Origin of the sequence: Pelagibacterium halotolerans B2, from assembly GCF_000230555.1 — a bacterium.
In the GTDB taxonomy this organism is placed as follows: domain Bacteria; phylum Pseudomonadota; class Alphaproteobacteria; order Rhizobiales; family Devosiaceae; genus Pelagibacterium; species Pelagibacterium halotolerans.
The window spans coordinates 2,870,001-2,872,500 of record NC_016078.1 but is presented as its reverse complement, the minus strand read 5'-3'; the positions used below and the strand labels follow the sequence as shown (position 1 = coordinate 2,872,500).

General features: G+C 53.9%; 1 tRNA gene and 1 rRNA gene (1 of these 2 running past the window's edge). Both read left to right on the top strand.

Annotated features, from left to right (window positions below):
- Nucleotides 1–2: 2 nt before the first annotated feature.
- Nucleotides 3–78, top strand: a tRNA-Ala gene (locus tag KKY_RS14040).
- Nucleotides 79–359: 281 nt separating this feature from the next.
- Nucleotides 360–2,500, top strand: a 23S ribosomal RNA gene (locus KKY_RS14035) (it continues 589 nt past the right edge of the window).

Below are 2,500 nucleotides of genomic sequence, written 5' to 3'. Positions count from 1 at the left end.
AAGGGGCCATAGCTCAGCTGGGAGAGCGCCTGATTTGCATTCAGGAGGTCGTCGGTTCGATCCCGTCTGGCTCCACCATTTTCCGGCAAGCATTGCGTGTGTTGATGAAAACGGTTCGGCCGTTGGATCTTAGGATCTGACTGGCCCGATATTTAACATTGTAGAGAGAAGGATTGTTTGTCTTGCCCGCACCCCGGGCTGCTCCCCAGTCGGAGTTAGGTGTTGAACCTTGGAGAAACGATACCTCGTGAAACTGGTCTTTGGATCATTGCGCGCTGTGAAGCGTTCAATGATCTTTTATGATCTGACCATCAATACCCGAGGGCCACTACGTGGCTGCGGTTATTGGTAATGAGAACGATCAAGTGCCAAAAGGGCGTTCAGTGGATGCCTTGGCGCACACAGGCGATGAAGGACGTGATACGCTGCGATAAGCGTCGGGGAGCTGCGAATAAGCTTTGATCCGGCGATTTCCGAATGGGGAAACCCGGTCTTCGGACCATCCCGCAAGGGAAGCGAACGCGGGGAACTGAAACATCTCAGTACCCGTAGGAAAGGACATCAATTGAGACTCCGGTAGTAGTGGCGAGCGAACCCGGACCAGGCCAGTGGCAGTTAGGTAAGAACAGGAAGAAGCTGGAAAGCTTCGCCTTAGTGGGTGATAGCCCCGTACTGGTAGAAATCCTAATTGTCCTCGAGTAAGGCGGAACACGTGAAATTCTGTCTGAACATGGGGGGACCACCCTCCAAGCCTAAGTACTCGTGTGCGACCGATAGTGAACAAGTACCGTGAGGGAAAGGTGAAAAGCACCCCGACGAGGGGAGTGAAACAGTTCCTGAAACTGGATGCCTACAAACAGTCAGAGCCCAAGGTTTGTCCTGGGTGATGGCGTACCTTTTGTATAATGGGTCAGCGACTTAGTCTGTCGTGCAAGCTTAAGCCGTTAGGTGTAGGCGTAGGGAAACCGAGTCTGAATAGGGCGTTAAGTACGACGGATTAGACCCGAAACCGAGTGATCTAGCCATGAGCAGGTTGAAGGTGCGGTAACACGCACTGGAGGACCGAACCCACGTCTGTTGAAAAAGACGGGGATGACTTGTGGTTAGGGGTGAAAGGCCAATCAAACTCGGAAATAGCTGGTTCTCCGCGAAATCTATTTAGGTAGAGCGTCAGACGAATACCCTGGGGGGTAGAGCACTGGATGGGCTAGGGGTCCTCACCGGATTACCAAACCTAACCAAACTCCGAATACCCAGGAGTACTATCTGGCAGACACACGGCGGGTGCTAAGGTCCGTCGTGGAAAGGGAAACAGCCCTGACCTACAGCTAAGGTCCCCAAGTCATGGTTAAGTGGGAAAGCATGTGGGAATGCTTAGACAACCAGGAGGTTGGCTTAGAAGCAGCCATCCTTTAAAGATAGCGTAACAGCTCACTGGTCAAGCGTTCCTGCGGCGAAAATGTAACGGGGCTCAAACCATGCACCGAAGCTTAGGGTGTGCAGTTTACTGCACGCGGTAGCGGAGCGTTCCGTAGGCCTGCGAAGGGATACCCGTGAGGGGTCCTGGAGGTATCGGAAGTGCGAATGCTGACATGAGTAGCGACAAAGAGTGTGAGAGACACTCTCGCCGAAAGTCCAAGGGTTCCTGCGCAATGTTAATCAGCGCAGGGTTAGCCGGCTCCTAAGGCGAGGCCGAAAGGCGTAGTCGATGGGAATCACGTTAATATTCGTGAGCCTGCTGGGAAGTGACGGATTGCCAGAGTTGTGTGTCCTTATCGGATTGGACATGCAGTGAGGCGGTTCCAGGAAATAGCCCCAGCTTATAGACCGTACCCCAAACCGACACAGGTGGACAGGTAGAGTATACCAAGGCGCTTGAGAGAACGATGCTGAAGGAACTCGGCAAATTGCATGCGTAACTTCGGGATAAGCATGACCCGTCTTTGGGCAACCATTGGCGGGTGGCACAACCCAGGGGGTGGCGACTGTTTATTAAAAACACAGGGCTCTGCGAAGCCGCAAGGCGACGTATAGGGTCTGACGCCTGCCCGGTGCCGGAAGGTTAAAAGGAGAGGTGCAAGCCTTGAATTGAAGCCCCGGTAAACGGCGGCCGTAACTATAACGGTCCTAAGGTAGCGAAATTCCTTGTCGGGTAAGTTCCGACCTGCACGAATGGCGTAACGACTTCCCCACTGTCTCCAGCATCGACTCAGCGAAATTGAACTCCCCGTGAAGATGCGGGGTTCCTGCGGTCAGACGGAAAGACCCCGTGCACCTTTACTATAGCTTCACGCTGGCATTCGTGTCGGCATGTGCAGAATAGGTGGTAGGCTTTGAAGCAGGGACGCCAGTCCTTGTGGAGCCGCAATGTGAGATACCACCCTTATCGTCATGGATGTCTAACCGCGGTATAACAGTACCCGGGACAGCGTGTGGTGGGTAGTTTGACTGGGGCGGTCGCCTCCCAAAGAGTAACGGAGGCGCGCGATGGTGGGCTCAG